The organism is Nitrospirillum iridis, from assembly GCF_014205765.1.
Taxonomy (GTDB): domain Bacteria; phylum Pseudomonadota; class Alphaproteobacteria; order Azospirillales; family Azospirillaceae; genus Nitrospirillum; species Nitrospirillum iridis.
In genome coordinates this window covers 28972-53620 of record NZ_JACIIZ010000001.1, presented here as the reverse complement: position 1 = coordinate 53620, position 24649 = coordinate 28972, and the positions used below count along the sequence as shown (strand labels likewise).

General features: G+C 66.5%; 18 protein-coding genes. 7 read left to right on the top strand and 11 right to left on the bottom strand.

Going from position 1 to position 24649, the window contains the following annotated elements; translation table 11 throughout:
• Positions 1 to 38: 38 nt before the first annotated feature.
• From pstB to pstS, 4 genes are all read right to left on the bottom strand, one after another.
• Positions 39 to 854, bottom strand: a complete 816-nt coding sequence (pstB, locus tag FHS74_RS00190; RefSeq protein WP_184796319.1) for a phosphate ABC transporter ATP-binding protein PstB — start codon at positions 852 to 854, stop codon at positions 39 to 41.
• A gap of 5 nt (positions 855 to 859) precedes the next feature.
• A complete protein-coding gene (gene pstA / locus FHS74_RS00185; RefSeq protein WP_211106017.1) occupies positions 860 to 1744 on the bottom strand; it encodes a phosphate ABC transporter permease PstA in 885 nt (294 codons plus the stop codon).
• A gap of 3 nt (positions 1745 to 1747) precedes the next feature.
• Positions 1748 to 2719 carry a phosphate ABC transporter permease subunit PstC gene (gene pstC, locus FHS74_RS00180; protein WP_184796317.1) on the bottom strand — a complete coding sequence of 324 codons (972 nt, stop codon included), beginning with the start codon at positions 2717 to 2719 and terminating at the stop codon, positions 1748 to 1750.
• A gap of 163 nt (positions 2720 to 2882) precedes the next feature.
• A complete protein-coding gene (pstS, locus tag FHS74_RS00175) occupies positions 2883 to 3935 on the bottom strand; it encodes a phosphate ABC transporter substrate-binding protein PstS (protein ID WP_343066818.1) in 1053 nt (350 codons plus the stop codon).
• Positions 3936 to 4649: 714 nt separating this feature from the next.
• Between pstS and FHS74_RS00170 the strand changes: the two genes are divergently transcribed.
• From FHS74_RS00170 to FHS74_RS00160, 3 genes are all read left to right on the top strand, one after another.
• On the top strand, positions 4650 to 6266 hold the full coding sequence (locus tag FHS74_RS00170; RefSeq protein WP_184796315.1) for an OprO/OprP family phosphate-selective porin: 1617 nt from the start codon (positions 4650 to 4652) through the stop codon (positions 6264 to 6266).
• A 232-nt stretch (positions 6267 to 6498) separates the two neighbouring features.
• Complete coding sequence (locus FHS74_RS00165) at positions 6499 to 7410, top strand: DUF1003 domain-containing protein (RefSeq protein WP_184796313.1); 912 nt, start codon at positions 6499 to 6501, stop codon at positions 7408 to 7410.
• Positions 7411 to 7578: 168 nt separating this feature from the next.
• A complete protein-coding gene (locus FHS74_RS00160; RefSeq protein ID WP_184796311.1) occupies positions 7579 to 8274 on the top strand; it encodes a LuxR C-terminal-related transcriptional regulator in 696 nt (231 codons plus the stop codon).
• Positions 8275 to 8705: 431 nt separating this feature from the next.
• Here FHS74_RS00160 and FHS74_RS00155 read toward each other — a convergent pair whose 3' ends face one another.
• A complete protein-coding gene (locus FHS74_RS00155) occupies positions 8706 to 10010 on the bottom strand; it encodes a peptide MFS transporter (RefSeq protein ID WP_184796309.1) in 1305 nt (434 codons plus the stop codon).
• 394 nt (positions 10011 to 10404) lie between these two features.
• Here FHS74_RS00155 and FHS74_RS00150 point away from each other — a divergent pair, with 394 nt between their 5' ends.
• Together FHS74_RS00150 and FHS74_RS00145 are read left to right on the top strand one after the other, a co-directional pair.
• Positions 10405 to 11991, top strand: coding sequence for a hypothetical protein (locus tag FHS74_RS00150; RefSeq protein ID WP_184796307.1), 1587 nt, complete (start codon positions 10405 to 10407; stop codon positions 11989 to 11991).
• Positions 11992 to 12058: 67 nt separating this feature from the next.
• A complete protein-coding gene (locus tag FHS74_RS00145) occupies positions 12059 to 12814 on the top strand; it encodes a sulfite exporter TauE/SafE family protein (RefSeq protein ID WP_184796305.1) in 756 nt (251 codons plus the stop codon).
• Between the two features lie 6 nt (positions 12815 to 12820).
• Here the strand turns inward: FHS74_RS00145 and FHS74_RS00140 are convergent, their stop codons facing one another.
• The 5 genes from FHS74_RS00140 to FHS74_RS00120 form a co-directional block, all read right to left on the bottom strand.
• Positions 12821 to 13000, bottom strand: a complete 180-nt coding sequence (locus FHS74_RS00140; protein ID WP_184796303.1) for a hypothetical protein — start codon at positions 12998 to 13000, stop codon at positions 12821 to 12823.
• 514 nt (positions 13001 to 13514) lie between these two features.
• Positions 13515 to 14912: a DNA recombination protein RmuC gene (locus FHS74_RS00135; RefSeq protein ID WP_184796301.1), complete on the bottom strand. Its 1398-nt coding sequence runs from the start codon at positions 14910 to 14912 to the stop codon at positions 13515 to 13517.
• 139 nt (positions 14913 to 15051) lie between these two features.
• Complete coding sequence (locus FHS74_RS00130; protein ID WP_246462832.1) at positions 15052 to 16878, bottom strand: DUF885 domain-containing protein; 1827 nt, start codon at positions 16876 to 16878, stop codon at positions 15052 to 15054.
• Positions 16878 to 19325: a glycoside hydrolase family 127 protein gene (locus tag FHS74_RS00125; protein WP_184796299.1), complete on the bottom strand. Its 2448-nt coding sequence runs from the start codon at positions 19323 to 19325 to the stop codon at positions 16878 to 16880. The genes FHS74_RS00130 and FHS74_RS00125 overlap by 1 nt, the downstream gene beginning before the upstream one ends.
• Before the next feature lie 225 nt (positions 19326 to 19550).
• Positions 19551 to 20837, bottom strand: coding sequence for an NAD(P)/FAD-dependent oxidoreductase (locus FHS74_RS00120; RefSeq protein WP_184796297.1), 1287 nt, complete (start codon positions 20835 to 20837; stop codon positions 19551 to 19553).
• Between the two features lie 97 nt (positions 20838 to 20934).
• On the opposite strand from FHS74_RS00120, the gene FHS74_RS00115 reads away from it, so the two are divergent.
• Positions 20935 to 21837, top strand: a complete 903-nt coding sequence (locus FHS74_RS00115; RefSeq protein WP_184796295.1) for a dihydrodipicolinate synthase family protein — start codon at positions 20935 to 20937, stop codon at positions 21835 to 21837.
• A gap of 200 nt (positions 21838 to 22037) precedes the next feature.
• A complete protein-coding gene (locus FHS74_RS00110; RefSeq protein WP_184796293.1) occupies positions 22038 to 23084 on the top strand; it encodes a 4-hydroxyproline epimerase in 1047 nt (348 codons plus the stop codon).
• 226 nt (positions 23085 to 23310) lie between these two features.
• Here FHS74_RS00110 and FHS74_RS00105 read toward each other — a convergent pair whose 3' ends face one another.
• Positions 23311 to 24528, bottom strand: a complete 1218-nt coding sequence (locus FHS74_RS00105; protein ID WP_184796291.1) for a M24 family metallopeptidase — start codon at positions 24526 to 24528, stop codon at positions 23311 to 23313.
• Positions 24529 to 24649 lie beyond the last annotated feature (121 nt).

Genomic DNA, 24649 nt, shown 5'->3' with positions numbered 1-24649 from the left:
GGCTATTGCGGCAGGAGCAGACGCCCCTGCCGCTGACATCAGCCGAAGCGGCCGGTGATGTACTGTTCGGTCTTCTCTTCCTTGGGCGCGGTGAAGATGGTGTCGGTGGCGCCGTACTCCACCAGCTCGCCCAGGTACATGAAGGCGGTGAAGTCGGAGACGCGGGCCGCCTGCTGCATGTTGTGGGTGACGATGGCGATGCAGTAGTCGGGCTTCAGTTCGTCCACCAGCTCCTCGATCTTGGAGGTGGAGATGGGGTCGAGCGCCGAGGTCGGCTCATCCAGCAGCAGGACGGCGGGACGCACCGCCACGGCGCGGGCGATGCATAGGCGCTGCTGCTGACCGCCGGACAGCGACAGGCCGCTCTGGCGCAGCTTGTCCTTCACCTCGCCCCACAGCGCCGTCTTGCGCAGGGCCTCTTCGACGCGCACGTCCATGTCGGCGCGGCTCAGCTTCTCATAGAGGCGGATACCGTAGGCGACGTTGTCGTAGATCGACATGGGGAAGGGCGTCGGCTTCTGGAACACCATGCCGACGCGGGCGCGCAGCAGGTTCAGGTCCTGCTTGGGCGAGAGCAGGTTCTCACCGTCCAGCAGGACCTCACCCTCGGCCCGCTGGTTCGGGTACAGGTCGTAGATGCGGTTCAGGATGCGGAGCAGCGTGGACTTGCCGCAGCCCGACGGGCCGATGAACGCCGTCACCCGCTTGTCGAACAGCGGCAGGTTGATGGCTTTCAGGGCGTGGTAACCCCCGTAGTAGAAGTTCAGGTTGCGGACGCTGATCTTCTCGCGCAGGTCACCGTCGGTGGCGAGGGCCGCCTGGGACTGTTCCGCCGTCATGGAAAGCGCGGTCATGGGGATCACTGGCCTTTCTTGGTGCCGATGGAAGCGAGCATACGCGCGCCGATGTTGAGCGCGAGGATGGCGACCGTGATGAGGAGCGAACCGCCCCAGGCCAGCCGCTGCCAATCCTCATAGGGGCTGAGGGCGAACTGGAAGATGGTGACCGGCAGGTTCGCCATCGGGGCGTTCATGTCCACGCTCCAGAACTGGTTGTTCAGGGCGGTGAACAGCAGGGGCGCCGTCTCGCCGCTGATGCGGGCGACGGCCAGGAGGATGCCGGTCATGATGCCGCTGCGGGCGGCGCGGTAGGTCACCTGGACGATGACCTTCCAGCGGGGCGCCCCCAGGGCGGCCGCGGCCTCGCGCAGCGAGCCGGGCACCAGGTTCAGCATGTCCTCGGTCGTCCGCACCACCACCGGGATGACCAGGACGGCCAGGGACACCGCCCCCGCCCAGGCGGAGAAGTGGCCCATGGGGACCACCAGGACGGTGTAGATGAACAGGCCGACGATGATGGACGGCGCCGACAGGAGGATGTCGTTGATGAAGCGCGTCACCTCCGCCAGCTTCGTGCCCTTGCCGTATTCGGCCAGGTAGGTGCCGGCCATGATGCCGATGGGCGTGCCGATCGCCATGCCCAGGATGGTCATGACCAGGCTGCCGAAGATGGCGTTCAGCAGGCCGCCGGCGCTGCCGGGCGGCGGCGTCATCTGGGTGAACAGCGACACGCTGATGGCGCTGAGGCCGTTGATCAGCAGGACCGCCAGGATCCACACCAGCCACAACAGGCCGAAGGCGGCGGCGCCAATTGCCAGCCCCATGGTGATGGTGTTGGAAATCTTGCGCCGCTTGTAGCGGCCCATGGCGAAATTGGTGCCGGGTGACATATCGGTGATGGCCATGGCTCAGACCCCCGCCTTGCGGTTCATGCGCACCAGCATCAGCTTGGCCATCGCGAGCACGATGAAGGTGATGACGAAGAGGACGAGGCCCAACGCGATCAGCGACGAGGTGTAGGTCTCGCCCACCGCCTCGGTGAACTCATTGGCGATGGCCGCCGAGATGGTCGTACCCGGCGCCAGCAGCGAGTTGGCGATGCGGTGGGAGTTGCCGATGACGAAGGTCACGGCCATGGTCTCGCCCAGCGCGCGGCCCAGCCCCAGCATGACGCCGCCCACCAGGCCCACACGGGTGTAGGGGATGGTGATGTCACGCACCACTTCCCACGTCGTGGCGCCCAGGCCATAGGCGCTCTCGCGCAGCATGGTGGGCATGGTCTCGAACACGTCGCGGGTGATGGAGGTGATGAAGGGCAGGATCATGATGGCCAGAATCAGGCCGGCGGTCAGGACGCCGATGCCGTAGGGCGGGCCCTTGAACCAGATGCCGATCCCGGGAACGTTGCCCAGGGTATTGATCAGGAAGGGCTGTACCGTCCGCTGCAGGAAGGGCGCGAACACGAACAGGCCCCAGATGCCATAGATGATGCTGGGGATGCCCGCCAGCAGCTCCACCGCGACGCCGATGGGCCGCTTGGCCCAGGCCGGGCACAGCTCGGTCAGGAAGATGGCGATGCCGAAGCTGACGGGGACCCCGACCAGCATGGCGATGGCCGAGGTGACCAGCGTGCCGTAGATCGGCGCCAGCGCGCCGAACTTCTCGGTCACCGGGTTCCAAATCTCGGTCCCGACGAAGCCGAAGCCGAACAGCTTCAGGGCCGGCCAGGCGCCGTGGATGAGGGAGATGATCACGCCGCCCAGCAGCGTCAGCACCAAGAGGGCGAAAAACAGGGTGGCGCCGCGAAACAGAAAGTCGTTGCGGCGTTGCGTGCGCGCCCGCGGGCTCGCCGCGCTGATGTCCGATGCCTTTACCGCCATGTCCACCAAAGCACCCCTCCGGCCGTAGGCCTGGTAATGACCTAAAAAACCCGGATGTCCAAAAGGAAGCCCACAAAGCTGGAGAGGAGCCGCTGGCGACCCCTCTCCCCTCTTCGTCCGCCGGTCCTGCGACCGAAGGCGGCTTCCTTTTACCCGAGGACTCTTACTTCGACCAGACCGGCTTGCCGTCGGCGGTCTTGATCGTGGCCCAGGACTTCTGGACCTGGGCGACCACGGCGGCCGGCATCGGGACATAGTCCAGCTGCTCGGCGGCCGGACCACCGCTGGTGTAGGCCCAATCGAAGAACTTCAGGGCCTCGCCCACTGCCGCCGCGTCCTGCGGCTGGCTGTAGACCAGGATGAAGCTGGCGCCGGTGATCGGCCAGCTCTCGGCACCCGGCTGGTCGACCAGCACCAGGTAGAAGCCCGGGGCGTTGGCCCAGTCGGCGCCGGCGGCGGCGGCCTGGAACGCCTTGATTTCCGGGGCGACGACCTTGCCGTCCTTGTTCTTCAGCTTGGTGAAGGTCAGGGTGTTCTGCTTGGCGTAGGCGTATTCGACGTAGCCGATGGCGCCGTCGGTCAGCTTCACCATGTTGGCCACACCCTCGTTGCCCTTGGCGCCCAGACCGGCGGCCCACTGGACGGAGGTGTTGGCGCCGACGCGCTCGGAGAATTCCTTGTCTTCCTTGGACAGGTAGGTGGTCCACAGGAAGTTCGTGCCCGACCCGTCGGAACGGTACACCGGAACGATGGAGGTGCTGGGCAGGGCCAGGCCGGGGTTCAGCGCCTTGATGGCCGGATCGTTCCAGGCGGCGATCTGCCCCAGGTAGATCTTGGCGATGGTCGGGCCGTCCAGCTGGATCTGGCCGGGGGCGATGCCCTTCACGTTGATCACCGGGACGACGCCGCCCATGATCATCGGGAACTGCTGCAGACCCGCTTCCTTCAGCTCTTCAGCCTTCAGGGGCATGTCGGACGCGCCGAAGGTGACCGTCTTCGCCTTGATCTGCTTGATCCCGCCGCCGGAACCGATGGACTGGTAGTTCAGACCGACGCCGGTCTTCGCCTTATAGGCCTCGGCCCACTTGGCATAGATCGGATACGGGAAGGTGGCGCCGGCGCCGCTGATGTCGGCTGCCTGGGCGGCGCCCACCATCATGACCGCAGCCGCGGCGGCAACCACGCCCTTCAGCAGGTTCTTCGGTTGAAAGTTCACGGGATTCCCCCACGGGTTGGAACATTTGAGGTCGACCATCTCGGGGCACCGGCCGGTCAATCCCAGGGGCATGCCCCGCGACCGATCCTGATCCCGTCTCGACGGGCGGACCCTAGATTCCGGGTCCTGAACCTTTGGTGACGTCTTTGTTACGTTTTTGTGAAACCGTGGGCCTTTTGTCGCAGGCCCGCCCCGCGTTCACGCCCCGTACCCTAGGGCCGGCATGCAACACCTGGGGTCGGGGTCGGTGCCGCCGCCCGACCGCTGGTGAAAGAACCGATCCTCAAGTTCCTCTCAACCATCGGCCTGACCTTTTGCCCGCGGTGCTTTTTCTGCGGCTGCCCACTCCCGTATTCAGGGGGCCAAGCAGCCTCCCGGGGTGCGCCCTATTCACCACACTATAGATACGATGGGACGACCGGACCTTTTTTTATGGCCGGTATAACCACGCCACCTTCTATTGCGACGGGGGGGAATTTGTTGGCCAGCCTTACTTTAAGGCCCCTAAAACCCCCGACTCGAAACTGTTGCATCTGGGCCACAGCTGGCCGCTTTCATAAATCTGTCAGACTTCAGCAGTCTCGCTGTCATGCTATATTGCTACCGAGCGCTTCGTTAGGGCCGCAGCCCAACGCTCCAAACGCGTGACGTCGGCCCCGCAACCACCGGGACTTGGGCGGCATGCCGTAGACCGGATGATGGGAGAATCAAAGAATGAAGCTGAAGACCGTGTTGCTCGCTGGCACGGTGCTGGGTGTGGCTTTCGCCGCCGCTGGCGCCTCCGCTGCTGAAAAGACCGAGAAGAAGGCCAGCGCCAACGCTGCCACCGCCGCCGCCGCCACCCCTCTGGCCACCCAGGCCCAGATCGACGCGCTGAACAAGCAGATCCAGGCGCTGCAGTCGCAGCTGCAGGCACTGGCGACCCAGTCCGACGCCGCCAACAAGGCCGCCGCCGAATCCAAGGCCGCCGCCGAGAAGGCCGCCACGTCGGTGACCACCGCCACCGCCAACCTGCCCAGCATCACCTTCCCCAACGGCGTGCCGACCATCACGTCCGCGGACAAGGCGTTCAGCTTCCAGCCCGTCGGGCGCATCCACCTGGACTACGGCTACAATTTCCAGGATGCGAAGAGCCCCGACAATCGCGCCAACAAGGACATCACCGACGGCTTCAACTTCCGTCGCGCCTACCTCGGCTTCGCCGGCAAGGCGTTCAACGACTTCACCTACAACGTGACGGCCGACTTCCCGGGCCGCTTCAACCAGTCCGGTCGCCTGCAGACCGCCCAGCTGTCCTATAACGGCTACAAGGGCTGGATCATCGACGTCGGCGCCATGCAGCCGGCCTTCACCTTCGAAGATTCCATCAGCTCCAACGACATCGGCCTGCTTGAGCGTCCCGGCATCAACAACGTCGTGACCGGCCTGATCGCCAGCGAAGGCCGCGTGTCGGCCGGTGTCCGCACCTTCGGCGAGAACTACTTCGCCGACGTCTACCTGACCGGTGACAGCGTCAACACCAGCCCGTTTGGCAGCACCACGGTGCTGACCAGCACCGCGGGCGCCACCTCGTCCGTCACGTCCAGCGCCACGACGGGTGTCGCCGACGACCAGAAGGCCGTCTTCGCCCGTGCCGCCTACCGCCCGATCAATGACGAGCACACCATCGTCCATGTCGGCGCCGATGTCGGCTACATGTACGCCCCGCCGCAGACCAACGGCGTGAACGCCGCCGGTTCGCATGTCCTGTCCCTGTCCGAGCGTCCGGAAAACCGCTATGGCGGCCTGGGCTCCATCCTGAGCACCGGCAACATCAACGCCGACAGCGTCGCCATCTACGGCGGCGAGCTGGCCGCCCGTTACGACAGCTTCTGGGTGCAGGGTGAAGGTTACCAGATCGACATCCAGCGCCGTAAGGACCTGTCCACGGCCACCAGCGACCCGAGCTTCTTCGGCTACTACGCCGAAGCCGGCTGGGTGCTGACCGGCCAGAAGCGTAACTACGTCGCCAACCAGGGCGCGTTCAGCGCCCCGACGGTCGACAAGCCCCTCAACCCGGGCGCTGGCCAGTGGGGCACCTGGGAAGCGGTGGTGCGTTACAGCTTCCTGAACCTGAACTCCGACACCTGGGCCACCAACACCGCCAATCGCGTGCGCGGCGGCCAGCAGGAAATTTGGAGCCTGGGTCTGAACTGGTACCTGACCCCCAGCGTCCGCTTCATGCTGGACTATCAGTTCATCGACCTGAAGAAGTACTCGTCCGCCACCAACAACACCCAGGTGGGCGACAACTGGCAGTCGTTGGGCGGTCGCGTCCAGTTCACGTTCTAAGGCCCGCCCCTCCCCCCGTGGGAGGAACGGCTGATGTCAAGGAAGCCCCGCCGGTTCGCCGGCGGGGCTTTTCTTTGGCTGCGACACTTGTGCACGGACGGATCCGGCGCGCGGCCATATCTTCGCGCGGGTGGATCGCGGAAAATTGTCATGGTTCGGTTATAGAACCCATAATCAGTAACAGTATCGGCGTTGCAGCCGGGCCGCTGCGACGAGAGGAGAGGATTGAGTGATGGACGAGGGGCGTGGCAGCGGTGGAACGCCGCCGGATGACGGCGCAGCGCATCTGGCGCGTGACGAGGACCAGGAGGCCGCCATCGCCGCCGAACTCGCGGACGAGGCCGAGCAATTGGCGGAGGCCGACCTGCTGGAGGGTGACGACGACGGCAACGACGGCGCGGACGAGGACGCGGGGCTTGACGCCGGCCCGGCGTCCGACGGCGTCGGTCCGACCGGCAGCAAGCGCGTGGCCTGCGGCGTTACCGGCAAGTTGCGTCCCAAGCGCGACCTGATCAGCCTGGACACCCTGCGCCCCAGCCTGGCGGTGCGCATCCGCCGCGATCATCCCGGCCTGCCGGCCGATGGCCTGGTCAGCCGCGGCGTCATCGCCCGCTACCGCTCGCTGTACGTGGAGGAACTGCTACAGCAGGAAAAGGGCGAGCTGACGGAACTGGATCGCCAGGTGGCCGAAAGCATCGCCACCCACGAAACCCTGGCGGAGAACATCGAGGAGGGCTACGCCGAGGAACGCACCCTGGGCGAGCGCATGTCGGACCACCTGGCCAGCTTCGGCGGCAGTTGGACCTTCATCCTGACCTTCGGCGCCTTCCTGATCGCCTGGATGATCATCAGCGGCTTCCAGGGGGACAGGTCTTTCGATCCCTATCCCTTCATCCTGCTCAACCTGCTGCTGTCCTGCCTGGCGGCCATCCAGGCGCCCATCATCATGATGAGCCAGAAGCGGCAGGAGGCCAAGGATCGCCTGCGGTCCGAAAACGACTACCGGGTGAACCTCAAGGCCGAACTCGAGATTCGCCATCTGCACGAAAAAATTGATTATCTCATCCAGCGCCAGTGGAAGCGGCTCACGGAGATTCAGCAGCTGCAGCTGGAGATTATGCAGGAAAAGCGCTACCGCCGCTGACCCATATATCCCTTTCGAGCCGCCTTCCGGTTATTCCTGGCTAGCTAGGGCGTGGGGGCTACGCGAAAGGGCTAAAGCGACCGGACACAAGTGAGGGTTGTCTAATGCGGCGAATGCGCCAATATTAAACACTCCGATTGAGTTGCATCTGCGTCGGAGGTTTGGATCATGGCCAACCATGATGTTTTGGTGATCGACCCGAGTACCCTGTTCCGTCAAGGACTAAGGCAACTGCTCCCGCAGGATTTTCGCGTGGTTTCCGAAGCGCGGGACGTTGACGGCGTGCGGACGGAACTGAACAATCCCACACCAAATGATACATCCCTGGCCCAGCCGTCCGGCAAGGGCATCGCGCTGGTCCTGTTCGACGTGACCGACGCGGGTGAATTGCGGACGGCCGCCAGCCAACTGCACAGCCTGTTCCCCGAAGCCCGGCTGGTCTATCTGACCAACGGCTTCGACGCCCCCCGCCTGCGCATGGCGCTGGAAGCCGGTATTGACGGTTACCTGACCAAGGACCGGTCGTCCAACGCCCTGATCCAATCCCTGCATCTCGTCATGCTGGGGGAAAAGGTCTTCCCGTCCGACCTGGCGCTGCTGCTGACCCAACAGAGCCATCCCGGCGTCGGTTCCGGCGGCCCGCACAAAGGCCTGTCGATGCGGGAAACCCAAATCCTGCGCGCCCTGGTCAAAGGTGAAAGCAACAAGGTCATCGCCAACGGCCTGCACATCACCGAGGCGACGGTGAAGGTTCACCTGAAAAGCCTGCTGCGTAAGATCAACTGCAACAACCGCACCCAGGCCGCCATCTGGGCGCTGAACAACGGCCTGACCGAAGCCACCCCTACGGCGGGCGCGGCCTGAAGCCAGGCGCCCCTGCACCCTGACACCCGGAGCGTGGCCCCGTTCAGAGGCCCCCGCCCCCATGAGGCCCCGCCGTTTTGAACGTGGGCTCGCAAAAGAAAAAGGCCGCCGTCCCAGGCAGGGGATGGCGGCCTTTTCTTTTTGCGGCCGCGGGGCCGGCGGCGGCTTCCACCAGCGGCACGAGATTCCGACTCGTGCCGCTGTAGGACGCGACCGCGTCCGCCGGAGCGAGTACCGAAGGAACGGAGCGAGGAAGCCAAGCGACCGGATGGTCGCGCCCGGCGATTGAGGGACGATATTATAACAGCGGCACGAGATTCCGATCTCGTGCCGCTGTAGGACGCGACCGCGTCCGCCGGAGCGAGTACCGAAGGAACGGAGCGAGGAAGCCAAGCGACCGGATGGTCGCGCCCGGCGATTGAGGGACGGTATTAAGCCGCCGCGCGTTGGCGCCGCAGCGCCACGGCGTAGAAGATGGCCCCGGCCGCCAGAAGGGCCGCCACCTGGCCACCGAAGTAGGCGAAGGGCGACAGCCGGTCATAAAGCTGCACATAGAGGCCGCCCACCATGTCGCCGGCGAAAATGGTCAGGTAGAAGACCGCGGTGATCGACGATTTCAGGCGGGCCGGCGCCTCCATATAGGCCCATTGCAGGCCGATCATGCTGATGCACAGCTCGCCGAAGCCCAACAGCACGTTGGACGTCAGCATGAACCAGATGCTGACCGGATGCTCCTTGCTGGCCAGCCCGCCCGCCACCGCCATGATGGCGATGGACAGCGCGGTGATGCCGAAGCCCACGAACACCTTGGTCCGCGCCGGGGTCAGGACGCCACGGCGGCGGTCCACCCACCCCCAGACGGCGTTGAAGATGGGGGTCAGCAGGATGATCATCAGCGGATTCACCGCCTGCATCTGGTCCGGGGTCAGGTCGACACCGAAGGGCCAGAGGTTCAGGTCGATATAGTCGCGGGCGAAGAACACCCAGGTGGTGGCCGTCTGGTCGTAGGCCATCCAGAACACCAGGATCATGGGGAAGCCCAGCAGCATGCGCATCAGGCGGACGCGCTCCTCCGGCGTCATGCTGGCCTGGCCGGGTCCCCCTTGGGTCCGGGCGGCCGCGCGGCTGGCGGCACTTTCCTGCGGATAGAAGCGCCGACCGGCGGCGAACACGATCAAGGCCCCGGTCATCAGCGCCGCCGGCAACATCAGCGCCACCTGGTAGCCCGCCTTGTCGCGCACCCACGGCAGCGCGTAGGAGGTGACGAAGCCCCCGACGTTGATGGCCACGTAGAAGTAGCTGAAGGCCTTGTCCATCAGGGCTTCCTTGCCCTGTTCCTGGTACATGCGGGCCATCATCGGGCTGACGTTGGGTTTGATGGCGCCGGCGCCCATGGCCAGCAGGCCCAGGCTGGCGTACAGCATCCACGGGCTGCCGGCGAAACCCAAAGCCACTTGGCCGAAGATGTAGGGAAAGGAGAAGAAGATGATGGTGGGATAGCGGCCGAGCCAGCGGTCGGCGATGTAGCCGCCAACCAGGGGCAGGGCATAACAGGACGCCATGAAGATTTGGATGACGGTGGCGGCGTCGCTGTCGGAAAAGCCCAGCTGGGAGGTGATGTACAACGCCAGCAGGGTCCGCATGCCGTAGTAGCAGGCGCGCTCGGCCAACTCACCCCAGAAAACGAACCAGAAACCCACCGGATGCCGAACGCGTGCCCTGAGCTGTGCCTGCATGCCCAAATCCTTGAAAATGGAGCGTAGATGCGCGGCCCCCGAACGGCTTGAGCGGAGGATGTGCCCACCTGTTGTTCCGCGCGGCCCGTTCCGCCAGGGCCGTCGTTCGCCCGCTTCGTTAGGGGAATCGGACGCGCGACACAAGCCGGGAATGGCAAATCGCCAGCCCATCAAAAAATTTAGCGGAAGGCCGCCGCGTCTGGCCGGCGGTGGCCCACCCCGCGCGTGGCCTGGCTTCCAGGAAGGGCCGGCACCATCGGCGCGCTGTCAGGGCGTGCGCGGATGAGGCAAAGTGTAGCGCCGGCATAAACGGGGATCCCGTATTCCCCATTCGCGGGCTGCCTCTCTTTTGATTGTCTTGTGCGCTGCGGGAGCGGCCTGTTAATTGGCGGAAATGATGGTTGCCCTGGATGCCAGCGCGCGCAGCGATGCCCGCCCCCGTAGCTTGGACCTGCCCGTGGCCACGGCGCTGGGCCTGTTCGCCTTGGCGGTGGTCCTGACCCCGCTGTTCTTCGTGCTGGTGCCGCCGCTGACGGACTACGCCAACCATCTGGCGCGCATGCAGATCATCGCGCGCCTGAGCCAGGAACCGTTGCTGCAGCGGTTCTACACCATCGACTGGCAGGTCATCCCCAACCTGGCCATGGACCTGGTGGTGCCCCCCCTGGTCAAGGTGGTGAACGTGTTCGCCGCCGGCAAGCTGTTCATCGCCGCCATCGTCGTCAGCATCGTCACCGGCACCTGGGCCCTGCACCGCGCCCTGCACCGGGCGGAGCATGGGCCGGGCGGCGCCAACGCCCTGCTGGCCATGGCCTTCATGTACAATGGCATCTTCCTGCTGGGCTTCACCAACTTCCTGTTCGGCATCGGCCTGGCCCTGTGGGGCACGGCCATCCGCCTGTCGTTGCGCCGCCAGTCGCATCTGCGGCGTCTGGCCGCCTCCACCGTCACGGTGCTGGTGCTGTTCTTCTGCCATCTGTTCGCCGTCGGCCTCTATGGCATGGCCATCTTCTGCCTGGAGGCGCCGGACCTGGCCCGCCGGCCCTGGCGCCAGGCGCTGCGCCATCTGGGCCTGATGGCCCTGCCCTTCCTGGTGGTCCTGCCCCTGCTGGCGCTCAGCCCGACCATGGGCCTGGCCGACCAGGTGGTGTGGAGCTGGGTCGGCAAGGGCGAGGGCTTGCGCTTCCTCGTCACCACCTTCCATGAGAATTGGGAGGTGCCCCTGGGCCTGGTCGGGCTGGCCGTGGTCGTGGCCCTGCTGGCCACCCGGCGCATGCACCTGCATGCCGCCGGCTGGATGCTGCTGGCCACGGGGGCCGCGACCTACATCGCCATGCCCACCATCCTGTTCGGCTCGGCCTATGCCGACGAACGGTTGCCGGTGGCCCTGCTGTTCCTGGGCCTGGGCTTCGTGCGCTTCGAATTCCGCAGCCGCCTGGGCCGACTGACGGCGCTGGGCGCCATCCTGGCCATCATCGTGGCGCGCAGCGTGGTCATGATCGGCGACTGGCTGCCCCTGGGCCAGGTGTACAAGGATATGCGGGCGTCCATGGCGGTGGTGGAGCCCGGCTCCACCATCCTGGTGGCGGAGGCGACGGTGCCGACGGGCGACGTCAACTTCAACGCCGCCTTCAGCCATGCGCCCTGCCTGGCCATCATCGACCGGCAAAGCCTGGTCAGCACCGCCTTCAGCGTGGCGGGCAAGCAGGTGCTGGCGGTCAAGCCCGCCTATACCGAGCGCGTGGACCGCGAGGATGGCGATCCGCCCAGCACGGGGGAGATGATGAAGGCGGTGGCCACCCCCTTCCCCGTCGGCACCTACTTCTGGCAGGACTGGCGGCGTGACTATGACTACGTCATCGTCCTGAACACCGAGGCCGGACATCGGGAGTTGACGGGCCTGGCCGACCTGGTTCATGAGGGCAAGGGGTTCCAGCTCTATCGCGTGCTGCACGACGCGCCGACGCTCCCCGCCCCCTAAGACCGCCCGCGAAGGACGGCATACCCGGGGCGCCCGCCACCAACCGCACTGGACACCGCCCCCCCGAATGGATCCCTGGACCTGGGCCCTGCTGATCGGCGCCGCCTTCGCGGCCGGCATCCTGAACGCCGTCGCCGGCGGTGGCAGCTTCCTTGGCTTTCCGGCCCTGGTGTTCGCGGGCCTGCCGCCCGTCACCGCCAACGCCACCAACACCGTGGCCCTGTTCCCCGGATCGTTCGCCAGCGTCTACGCCTATCGGCGCGATTTCCAGCCCATCCAGGGCGTGGGCATGGTGCCCATGGTGGCGGTCAGCCTGGCGGGCAGCGTGGCCGGCGCCCTGCTGCTGCTGAACACGCCGGAATCGGTGTTCGTGGCCTTGGTGCCCTGGCTGTTGCTGCTGGCCACCCTGGTCTTCGCCTTCGGCCGCCAACTGACCGCGTTGATGAAGGATCGCCTGCACCTGACGCCCACGGCGCTGCTGTGCTGCCAGTTCGTCATCGCCATCTATGGCGGCTATTACGGCGGCGGGGTGGGCATCCTGTCCATGGCGGCCATGACCCTGTTCGGCCTGCGCGACATGCACGCCATGAACGCCTGGAAAACCCTGCTGAGCGGCAGCCTGAACGCCATCGCCACCCTGACCTTCGCCCTGGGCGGCCGGGTGGTGTGGGGCCCCGCCCTGGTCATGATGGTCGCGGCCATCGCCGGTGGTTATTTGGGGGCCGCCGTGGCCCGCCGCCTGCCCGGCGAGCTTGTCCGGCGGTTCGTCATCCTGACGGGCGTGGCCATGACCCTGTATTTCTTCGGTAAACTCTATCTTTGAGGCGCGTCAGCGGCCGGCGGACACCACCACCGGGTCTGGGGCGATCCCGGCCTCCTGCGTCGCCTCCGGCGGCGCGCTCAGCACCACCGCGGTCAGGAAGGCGGACACCGCCACCAGCACCATCAGGTCGACACCACGGCCGCGGTCGTTGAAGCGGCGCATCAAATTGGCGAGATCGGATGGCATGGCTCGGTTCCCCCGGGGGCGCCGGAGGACGTTCCGGCCCACCTGATACGGATGGGGTGCGACAACCGTGCGCCTTGAAACCGGCGATTTCAAAAAAATGGGAAACCGGCGATTTCAAAAAAGACGGCCGCGCCCCGTTGAGGCTGCCCAGACTGAAACCCTCAACGGAAGGCGCGGCCGTCCACGAAAGGGGGCTCTGGGAGAAACACCCCTTTTCCTCTCAAGACAATCAGGCGGTGCCCGGCCCCGCCCCTCCTCCTACCGGCACCCGCGCGTGAACACGGGCGTGCCGTTACCGCGCCATGCGGCCGGATAAGAAGGACGTGGTGATTGCCGGAAACCGTCGGCGATTCGATCCCTGCGCTTTTTCCACCGGTCGCGCGAAGCGGACAGCCCCCGCAACCACCGATGGTTGAGAGGAAGAATTCCAGGATAAGACAACGCTGTCAAGTCTGATTCCGTGAGACTATCGGGCACAATGCCCGTCATGCGGGACAGAACTTGTCAGAAGGAGTCAGCCGGGTGGCAGCGGGGCGCCCGCCTCCAGGGCCAACTTCTCCTCCGGCCCGTCCTCGCGCAAATCGACCGGGATGGCCTTGGAGGTCTTGGCGCCCATGTCCTTCAGCTGCTCCACCTGGCGCACCAGGTTGCCGCTGCCGGTGCTGAGCTTGGTCATGGCGCCGCCATAGGTCTTCTGCGCCCGGTCCAACTGGGTGCCCAGGCTGCGCATGTCCTCCAGAAATCCCACGAACTTGTCGTACAGCTTGCCGGCGCGGTCGGCGATGGCCTCGGCGTTGCGGTTGCGGCGCTCCACCTGCCAGACGTTGGCCACGGTGCGCAGCGCCACCATCAGGGTGGTGGGCGTGGCGATGGCCACATTCATGTCGGCGGCGTACGCGGTCAGGGCCGGATCCTCCTGCACCGCCACGGCCAGCGCGCCCTCGATGGGCACGAACATCAGGACGTAGTCCAGCGCGCTGCCCACGGCGCCCGTGTAATCCTTGGATCCCAGGGTCTTGATATGGGCGCGCAGCGAGACGACGTGGCGGGCGAGCGCCGCCATGCGCTCCACCTCGGTATCCGCGTTCACGTGCGCCTCGAAGGCCGTCAGCGACACCTTGGCGTCGATCACCACCCGTTGGCCGCCCGGCAGGTTCACCACCACGTCGGGGCGCAGCCGGCCACCCTCGGCATCCGTACGGCTTTCCTGGGTCACGTACTCCTCACCCTCGCGCAGGCCGGAGCGTTCCAGGATGGTGGACAGGATCATCTCGCCCCAGGCGCCCTGGGTCTGGGCCTTGCCCTTCAGCGCCTGGGTCAAATTATGCGTCTCGCTGGTCATGCGGGCGCTGGTGTCGGTCAGCTGGCGGATCTGCTGGGCCAGGGCGGCCCGGTCCTTGGCGCTTTCCGTATGGGCCAGTTGCAGGCCCTGCTGGAATTCCACCATGCGGTCCCGCAAGGGGGCCAGCAGGCCGTCCAGCTGGCTGCGGTTCTGCTTGGCGAAGGTCTCGCCGTGGCGGGTCATCACCTCGTCGGCCAGGACCTTGAATTCCTTGGCCATCGCCTCCCGCGCCTGGGACAGCAGAAGCAGCTTCTCCTCCGCCTGCTTCAGCTCGCGCACCAGCGCCTCGCGCGAGGCGGCCAGGTCCTGGGACAGCCGCGCCTTCTCCTCCCGCACGGCCGACAGGTCGCGTTCCAGCAAGGGCACGCGGGACGCCCGTTCCCCCTCGACCGCCAGGCGGCGATCGATTTCGGCCTTGGCGTCGCGCAGGTCCGCCAGGTCGGCTTCCAGCGCGGCCAGCCGTTCCGCTTGCGCCGCCCGCGCGCCAGCGCCGGCCACGCGCGCGGCCACCAGGGCCACGACCAGCGCCGCCACGAAACCGAGGGCCAGGGAGAGGAGATCGAGGGACATGGACGCGCGTCCTGCTCAAGAAGATGGGGGTAAGGGCTTGATACACCCCCATCCGCTTGAGCGGAAGGCATCACAGGAACAAAACGGGGACGGGTGCCCGTGCGGAGACGCCCCCGGCCGCTGGTCCCGGCCAGCGCGCTTACTGCGCCGGGTAGGGGCTCTTCCCGCCCTCGGCGATGAAGCGGTCGATGCGGGCCTCCAGCACCGGCAGCGGCACCGACCCCAGCTTCAGCACCGTGTCGTGGAAGTTGCGCAGGTCGAACTTCTGGCCCAGCGCCTTCTCCGCCTTGGCGCGGGCCTTCAGGATGGCCATCTCGCCCAGATAGTAGGACAACGCCTGGCCCGGCCAAGCGATGTAGCGGTCGACCTCCGTCTCGATCTCATGGTCGGCCAGGGCCGTGTTGTCGTGCAGGTATTGCTGGGCCTGTTCGCGCGTCCAGCCCTTGGCATGGATGCCGGTGTCCACCACCAGGCGGGCGGCGCGCCACATCTGGTAGCTCAGCATGCCGAAGCGCTCATACGGCGTCTCATACATGCCCATCTCCTCGCCCAACTTCTCGCAGTAGAGCGCCCAGCCCTCACCATAGGCGGAGATGTAGACCTTCTGCCGGAATTCCGGCTGATCCTTCTGTTCCGCCGCGATGGGCATCTGGAAGGCGTGGCCGGGAGCGGATTCGTGCAGGGTCAGCGCCGGCAAGGAGTAGAGGGCGCGGGCCGGCAGATTGTAGGTGTTGACCAGGTAGACGCCGGGACCGCCGCGGCCGGAGGTGTAGAAGGGGGCGATGTCCGCCGGCACCGGGATGATGGCGAAGCGCGACCGCGGCAGGTAGCCGAAATACTGGTCGGCCTTGCCGTCGAATTTCTTGGCGATCCACGCCGCCCGCATCAGCAGCTCTTCCGGCGTCTTGGCGTAGAACTGCGGATCGGTGCGCAGGAATTTCAGGAAGGCGGGGAAGTCGCCCTGGAATTTCACCTCCTTCATCACGTCCAGCATCTGGGCGTGGATCTTGGCGACCTCATCCAGGCCGATCTTGTGGATCTGGTCGGCCGTCATGTCGACGGTGGCGAATTCCTTGATCTTGGACTGGTAGTAGGCCTTGCCGTCCGGCAGCGTCTCCGCCGCCAGGTCGGTGCGGGCACCGGGGAAGTACTCCTCGCGCACGAACTTCAGCAGCGCCTGGTGGGCGGGCACCACCGACTTGGTGATGGCGGCCACGGCGGCGGCGCGCAATTCCGTTTGGGTGGCGGCCGGGATGCTGTCCGGCATCTGCTTGAAGGGCGTGTAGTAGACGTTGTCTTCGGGCGTCTTGGCCTCGACCACGTTCACCAGGCCGCTGTCGCGGCCGGCCAGCGTCACCTTGGGCGGGGTGAAACCGCGCTTCAGGCCGGCGCGCATGTTCACGATCTGCTCGTTGAAATAGCGCGGGATGTCATTCATCTGGCCGATGAAGGCCTTGTACTCCGCCGCCGTATGGAACGGCTTGCGCGCGCCACCGGCCAGATTGGACCAGAAGGAGCTGTCGGCGTTCAGCGGCTTTTCATAGTCACGGAACTGCTGGCTGGCCAGCAACACCGCGATCTGGTCACGATAGATGCCGTAGTTGACCTTGGCCTCGGGCGAGAGGTCGGCCTGGGGGACGGCCTCCAACTCCTTCATGATGCCATCCCAATATTTCAAGCGCCGGTCCTGGGTGGCGGCGTCGACCTTGGGCAGGTGGTTGGTGACCTGGTCGGTACTGTCCTCGTCGTCCTCGCCCTTGAACTCCTCCTGCCGCCACGTCCATTCCTTGGTGTAGATCGCCTTGAACTGGGCGTCCGCCTTGCCGGCCACAGGATTGGCGGGCGTGGCGGCGTGCGCCACGGTGGCCAGGGGCCCGGTCACCTGACCGATCGACACGGCGCTCACGAAAAGGGCGGTACCGACAAGCAGGCGGGCGGCCAGTCGATTGGAAGGCAGGCGGTTCATCAGATAGGCGCTCCCTGAGAGGCTGACGCTGCGACGACGCGGCAACCGAAGACCGGTCCCGCGGAATAGCCGGTCTCCGGCTCAAACCGGATGACGACAGTGAATTTGCCCGCCGTCAGATCGGCGGGGATGGGGTATTCCACATCAAAGAACGCACCCGGCCGTTCCGCGTCCAGCTTTTGCGTGGCGATGCGGGTGCCATCGACCAGGATGTGGAACCAGCGGCGGCGCTCGTCGCCCCAGTATGTGGCCTGCAGCACCAGGGCGCCGGACCGAACCTTGGCCTTGAACTCGAAGAAGCCGCCCGTACGCGCGTCACGCCCGTTCCGGCCCCGGTAGGTCACGGGGTAGGAGGTCTTGGCCTCCAGCCCATGGTCGCGTTCCGGCTGCATCTCGCCCAGGTGCATGACGTCGACGGAGCGCGCCTGGATGTCGCGCTGGCGCGCGGCCTCCTGTGCCAGGGCCGCTTCGGCCGTTTTCCACTGCGGCTCGGTATAGCGCTTGAAATAGACGGCCGTGCGCCGGGTGTACTGCTGATAGAAGGGCTTGAACTCCATGTCGCCCGGCCGGCCAATGCCGGCGGTCCGCCACACCATCGCATCGGGGGCGGCACGCTGAAAGCCATCCAGGACGGACGCCGCCACCAGGGCTGGCGCGGGCCCCTGGAAGGCCTCCGCCACCGGCGTCGGTTGGGGGGAACCGGTGGGCGCCTCACTCTTCGGCGCCGGGCCCAGATCGGCCGCCAGCACCAGGGGGCCGTGCAGGAAGGCCACCGTGTCGGCATCGTCGTTGGTCGATTCCAGGCGCAGCGCCATGGGCAGTCGCAAGGCGACGGCATCGCCGGCCTTCCATTCCCGCCGCACGACGGCATAGCCGTTCCGCGCCTGCATCTCCTGCGGCTTGCCGTTCACCGCCAGCGTGGCGCCGGTGCACCAGGCGGGGATGCGGAAGCTGATGGCGAACGTGGCCGGGCGCTTCAGCGCCTTCAGCGTCAGCAGCACCGTCTCCGCTTCCGGATAGCGGGTGTCGAGTTCCACCACCGCCCCACGCTCCGCCCAGGTGAGGGTGGAGGGGATGTAAAGATTGACGGCCAGATCCTCCGCGCCGCCGTTTCCCGTGTTGGCCCGCCAGTAGATGCTCTCGCCATGCTTGGCGTGGCTTTCCATGCCGCTGCCGACACAGCACCAGAAATCCTCGGTGGGGGTGGAGAAATCGCGCGCCGCGCCGGACATCAGCGGCGTCATGTAGGTGAACATGCCCGTTTCCGGGTTCTGCTGCGCCAGCACATGGTTCAAATGCGCGCGCTCATAGAAGTCGAAATAGCGCGCGTCGGCCTGGCGGGCGTACAGCATGCGGGTCAGCTTCAGCATGTTGTAGCTGTTGCAGCCCTCACAGGTCTGTTCGGTGATGTGACGCGAGATGGAGCGCGGCTCCTGGAAATACTCGCGGTCCGCGTTGCCGCCGATGACATAGGAATGGTTGGTGGTCACCGTCTGCCAGAAGAAGGCCGAGGCCTTGGCATGGCGTTCCGCCCCCGTCAGTTCCGCCAGGCGGGCCAGGCCGATCAGCTTGGGGATCTGGGTGTTGGCGTGGATGTTGGCCAGCTCATCCCGGCCTTCCGACAGGGGTACCAGCACCTTGGCGTGGTAGAGCCGCTCCGCCAGCAGCAGCCAGCGGCGATCACCGGTGTGGGCGTAGAGTTCGGCGAAGCTCTCGTTGATGCCGCCATGCTCGCAATCCAGCACCTTCTGGACCTGCTCGTCATTCAGGTGGCTGAACACCCCATCGATATAGCCGCCCAACTTGACGGCCACGTCCAGGGCCTGGGTGTTGCCGCACAGGGTCTGGGCGTCGAACAGGCCGGCATAAAGCTTGTGCCAGTTGTACAGCGGCACCCAGCAGCCGTTAAGGTCGAACCCGGCGGAGCGGATGTCGCCACGCCGCAGTTCATCGAACACGACCTTGCCGTCCTCGACGATGTCGCCGCGCTTGCGGGTGAAGCCGGCGACATAGCCGTCGCCCTGGGCCTTCTGGCACTCCGCCAGTTCGGCGACGATGTAGTCCACCCGCCGCTTGCATTCCGCGTCGCCGGTCTGGGCGTGCATGAGGGCCAGCGCGCTCAAATAGTGGCCCAGGGTGTGGCCGGCAATGGTGTCGGCCTCCCACCCGCCATAGACCGCACCCTTGGCCTCAAGCCCGGCGCCGGTACGGAAGTTGTGCAGCAGGCGGTCGGGTTCCAGGCTGTGCAGATAGCGCGTGTTGGCATCCACCGCCGCCTTGAAGGGCGAGGGCTTCAGCCGCACGGCCGACAGCGGGAAGGGCTGGGCCGTGCCGGACGCCAAGGGCGGCGCAAGCGGGGCCGCCACCGCCGGCAGGGACATCAGGGCGGCGGCCGAGGCCGCGCCGCGCAGGATGGTGCGCCGCGACGGCGCACTGAAATTCGTCATGGGGTTGTCTCCCAGCTCACGCGCCATCACCATGCCCCTGTGTTTTTGGATTTGTTGTCGTGATCAGATTGGGGCGCCCCGGCATAAACGCCATGGGCCGCCGGCGATGCGGGCGGCGGAGCAAAGGGACCCAACTGCCAAGCTGGTTTGGGATATCGTATACGATTTTGCATCTTGAAGAACTACGCCTCCGGTCATAGGACGGAAGTGAGGGATGAGGGCGCCTTACGAGAAGCGGTCCAGGGCCATGGCCGGGTCCGGCCGCGTGCGGCCGGCGACGATATCGGCCATGCGGCGCGCACTGACGGCGGCCAAGGTCAGGCCCAGGTGCTGATGACCACAGGCGGCATACAGACCGCGGTGCCGACGGCTGGCGTCCAGCATGGGCAGGTAGTCGGGCAAACTGGGACGACACCCCGTCCATTCGCTGCTGTCCCCACCGGGGGCCATCAGGCCGACCTCCCGCAGATGGTGGCGCAGCAGGGCCGGGCGGCGGGGATCGGGCGCGTCATCGGGGCCGTTGAAATCGGTGAAACTGGTGGCGCGCAGGCCCATCGCCATGGGTGTCACGATAACGGTGCGGTCCTCGAACACCACCGGGCGGTCGAGCCCCGAGTCGCCCGGCACCACGACATGATAACCGCGCTCCGCGATCATCGGGACGCGATAGCCCAGGGGCTCCAGCAAGGTGCCCGAGTCGACGCCCAGCGCCACCAGCACGGCGTCGGCCGTCATCACGCCACCGCCATGGCGCAGCCGCCAGCCCGCCCCGTCGGTTTCCAGGGATTGGACGTCCGCCTTCTCGATGCGCCCGCCACGGGCCAGGAAGCTTGCCACCAGATCCTGGGTCAGGCCGAAGGGGTCGTTGACGTGGCCCGTGCCGGTATAGGTCATGCCGCCCGTCACCCGGTGCCGCAGGGCCTCGGGCAAGGCCGGCCAATCCTCAGGCCGGGAGCCCCAGTTGGTGACGGGCACGCCCAGGGCCTGGGCGGCGGCCACGGATGCCGCGATGGCGGCCTCCGGTGCGGCACTTTCCCAGACGCTATGATGGCCACGCGTCTGGAAGCGCGCCTCGGCGCCCGTGCCCACCAGCAGGCCGCGCCAGTCCTGCACCACGGTTTCGATCAGGCCGGACAGGATCGCGGTGCCCTGGGCGTGGGCGCGCGGCAGGCAGGCGGCCAGGAAATCCTTGGCCCACCCCCGGGCGAGGATGGGCAGGGCGCCCTTGCGGATACCCAGCGGGCCTTTGGGATTCAACAACAGGCGCGGCACGCGGCGCAACGTGGCGAAGGACGCCAGGGGCAACAGTTGTTCGGTGGCGATGTGGCCGGCATTGCCATAGGAGCAGCCGCGCCCCGGCTCATCCCTGTCGATCAGGACGACCTCATGGCCGTCGCGCACCAGGGCCAACGCCGTCGCCGTGCCCACCACACCCGCCCCCACCACCGCGATGGTGCCGGCACCGGGGCGGAACGGCATGGGTGGGTTGCGGCTATTATCAGCGGCCGACATGTGCGGAGTCCCTTGATTGGATACAATATCCCATTATAGTATCCATCGGAGCGCATGCCGACAAGCGCGTATGCGGAATCGTGAAAGGTTTTAAGAGATGGCCCTGCCCAACTGGCGCGGTGTGTTCCCCGCGGTGACGACGCAGTTCAACGAAGACCTCAGCATCAACCTGGCGGAAACGCAGCGGGTGATCGACGGGCTGATCCGCGACGGCGTGCACGGCCTGATCATCATGGGCACCGTGGGCGAAAACAACTCCCTTGAGCCTGACGAGAAGCGCAAGGTCCTGGCCGCCGCCAAGGAAGTGACCGCCGGCCGCGTGCCCGTGATCACCGGCGTGTCGGAGCTGACCACGCCGCGCGCCGTCGCCTATGCCCGGGACGCCGCCGAAATCGGCGCCGACGGCCTGATGCTGCTGCCGGCCATGGTGTACGTGCCGACCGAGGAAGAGCTGTTCCGCCACTTCGCCGCCGTGGCCGCCGCCTCGCCGCTGCCCATCATGCTGTACAACAACCCGCCGGCCTACCGCGTGGACATCAGCGTGGCCCTGCTGCAGCGCCTGGCGGAAATTCCGACCATCGTGGCGCTGAAGGAATCGGCCCCCGACACCCGCCGCTTCACCGATCTCGCCAATGCCATCGACGAGACCAAGCTGATGCTGATGGCGGGCCTGGACGACGTGGCCCTGGAAGGCCTGCTGCTGGGCGCCAAGGGCTGGATCTCCGGCCTGACCAACGCCTTCCCCAAGGAGTCGGTGGCGCTCTATGACGCCGTCGTCGCCGGCGACCTGGCCAAGGCCCGCGCCATCTACCGCTGGTTCCTGCCGCTGCTGCACCTGGATGCCCGCCACGACCTGGTGCAGAGTATCAAGTTGGCTGAGCAGGTGATGGGCCGGGGTTCCGAGCGCGTGCGCCCGCCGCGCTACCTCCTGGAAGGCCAGACCCGCGCCGACGTGATCGCCATGGTCGAGAAGGCCGCCGCGACTCGTCCGAGTCTCTAAGTAGTTCCCTCAGACGCCGGCGGGGCTTGTTCGTTTTCCTCAAGCGCCGGCGCCAGCGTCCGCTGGCTTGGCTATTCTCGCTGCGCCCTGCGGTGCTCGCTCCGGCGCCCGCCGTCGCGGGCTAGCGAAACTGGAACTGGGGAACCAGTTCCAGTTTCGCCAGTATCCCCAGTAGTCATCTGCCTTGAAGGCCTGCTCCCATGACCACCGCCCCCAGCGCTCCGACCGGCGATCCCGTGCTGCCCACGGGCCGTCAAACCTTCGCCTGCATCGACGGGCACACCTGCGGCAACCCGGTGCGCTTGGTCATGGGCGGCCACCCGCCCCTGGTGGGCGCCACGATGAGCGAGAAGCGCCAGGATTTCCTGTCGCGCTTCGACTGGATCCGTACGGCGCTGTGCTTTGAGCCGCGCGGCCACGACATGATGTCGGGCGGCTTCGTCTACCCGCCGTGCAGCCCGGAGGCCGACGCCTCCATCCTGTTCATCGAGACCTCGGGCTGCCTGCCCATGTGCGGTCACGGCACCATCGGCATGGTGACCTTCGCCCTGGAACACGGCCTGATCCGCCCCCGCACGCCGGGCAAGCTGGTGCTGGACGTGCCCGCCGGCCAGATCGGCGTCGAGTATGAGATGGCGGCCGGCAAGGTGACCTGGGTACGGCTGTTCAACATCGACAGCTTCCTGCACAGCCGGGGCATCACCATCGAGGTGCCGGAGCTGGGCCCCATCACCCTGGACATCAGCTACGGCGGCAACTTCTACGGCATCATCGAGCCGCAAGGCGCCTACAAGGGCATCGACGACCTGGGCGCCCAGAAGATCATCCATTACAGCGGCCTGGTGCGCCAGCTGGTGCGGGAGAAGATCACCCCCGTCCACCCGCTGGACAGCACCATCCGGGGCTTGAGCCACGTGATGTGGGTGGATAAGCCCAAGCACCGGGACGCCCACGGCCGCAACGCCGTGTTCTACGGCGACCGCGCCATCGACCGCTCGCCCTGCGGCACCGGCACCTCGGCCCGCATGGCCCACCTGGCGGCCCAGGGCAAGCTCAGCGTCGGCCAGAGCTTCGTGCACGAGAGCATCATCGGCAGCCTGTTCGAGGGCCGCGTGGAAAGTGCGGGCAAGCTCGGCGACTTCCCCAGCATCCGCCCGTCCATCAAGGGCTGGGCGGTGCAGACCGGCCTCAACACCATTTACGTCGACCCCACCCAGGATCCGTTCTGGCGTGGCTTCCAGGTCTAAGTCCCAAGCCTGGCTTAGATCTGGCGTTTCCTCCCAAGGCACATCCTGACAAGGGCCGGTCCTCGCGGATCGGCCCTTTTTTTCGCCCTCAGACGCCGGGCGGGCGCATCCGCGCCCTTGGCTTGTCCTCCGTTTCCGGTCCGCTGATGCTCCCCGGAAACGTCCGGCACCCGCAGTCGCGGGCTACAGCCGCATGATCAATGGACCATGCGGCTGGATGCCCCGCTTAATGATGCAACCCGAAGGGGTTATCCACGTCGGTCGGCGGGGTGGTGAACCAGCGGGGGCCGTCTTCCGTCATGTAGACATGGTCCTCGAAGCGCACGCCGAACTTGCCGTAGAGGCACAGCATGGGCTCCACGCTGAAGCAAAGGCCAGCTTCCAGCGGCTGCTTGTTGCCGCCGACGATGTAGGCGGGCTCATGCAGGTCCAGGCCCACACCGTGGCCGGTGCGGTGGGGGCAGCCCGGCACCTGGTAGCCAGGGCCGTAGCCGCGCGATTCCAGGAAGCTGCGGGCGGCGATGTCCACCGCCTCGCACGGCACGCCGATCTGGGCGGCGTTGAAGGCCGCCATCTGGGCGTCGCGCTCATCCTCCCACACCCGGCGGTATTCGATGGAGGCGTGGCCGAAGGCGTAGCAGCGGGTGATGTCCGACTTGTAGCCCTCGATGGCGCAGCCGGTGTCGATCAGGACGGGATCGCCCTCCTTCAGGAACCATTCGCCCGGGGCACCGTGGGGATAGGCGGTGGCCTCGCCGAACTGCACGGCGCAGAAGGTGTTGCCGCCGTCCGCCCCCAGGGCGCGATGGGCCTGGCCGATGAAGGCCACCACCTCATCCGGGGTGATGCCGGGACGCAGGATGCCGGCCGCCAGGCGGTGGACCTCCAGCGTGATGGCCTTGGCATGGGACAGCAGGGCGATCTCATGCGCCGACTTCACCCGCCGGCAGGCCTCCGTCAGGGGCCGCGCGTCGACCAGCGTCGCCTGCGGCAGACTGGCCGCCAGATCGAAGAACACGCCGGCATAGCCCAGCGCGTCCACCGCCACGGTGGCCCCGCCGCCCGACTGGCCGCGCACCAGATCCGCCACCAGGGCGTAGGCGCTTTCATCCTCCTGCCAGGTCAGGATCCGGTCACCGATGGTGAGGTGACCGCGCAGCTTGGGCTCCTCGAACGCCGGGCAGACGTAAATGGGATCGCCGTCCTTCAGGATCAGCGCCGCCGTCAGCCGCTCACTGGGGTGCCAATCGAGGCCGGTGAAATACAGCAGGTTGGAAGACGCCGGCAGCAGCAGGGCGTCCACCTTGCGTGCCGCCATCTGGGCGCGCACCGCCTCGATCCGGGCGCGGAACTCTTCCGCCGTGATGGGCTGCACCGCCGCCCGCCGGGATTTCAAGGTCGACAGCACCGCCGGGGCTGACAGCCCCCCAACACCCTTGGTCATTTTCAAAAATCCGTCTTTTTCAGGATCGTGAGAGATATGGCAACGGCATGAGCATGCCTCATGCCGTTGTAGGACGCGACTGCGTCCGCCGGAGCTTTTGGGGGAGCGTCAGCGGACTAAA